We start from the raw sequence: 325 nt of genomic DNA on the forward strand, positions 1-325 counted from the left end.
TCACGTTCTCGGTCAGGCCCTTCCAGGTGCCGGCCGCGCCGGGCACCTTGGCCTGGCCGCCCAGCTTGCCTTCGACGCCCACCTCGCGCGCCACGCGCGTCACCTCGGCGGCGAAGGAGGAAAGCTGGTCCACCATGGTGTTGATGGTGGCCTTGAGTTCCAGGATCTCGCCCTTCACGTCGACCGTGATCTTCTTCGACAGGTCGCCCCGCGCCACCGCGGTCGTCACGTCGGCGATGTTGCGCACCTGCGAAGTCAGGTTCGACGCCATCAGGTTCACCGAGTCGGTCAGGTCCTTCCAGGTGCCGGCCACGCCCTGCACGTC

1 protein-coding gene is annotated in these 325 nt (G+C 67.7%); it reads right to left on the reverse strand.

The genetic code is table 11. The annotated features are described in order from the left end of the window. Positions 1-325, reverse strand: a 325-nt coding sequence (locus B0W80_RS34240; protein ID WP_143684943.1) for a HAMP domain-containing protein, incomplete at both ends; no start/stop codon positions are given.

This window comes from Variovorax sp. KK3 (genome assembly GCF_001984055.1).
Lineage (GTDB): Bacteria > Pseudomonadota > Gammaproteobacteria > Burkholderiales > Burkholderiaceae_C > Variovorax.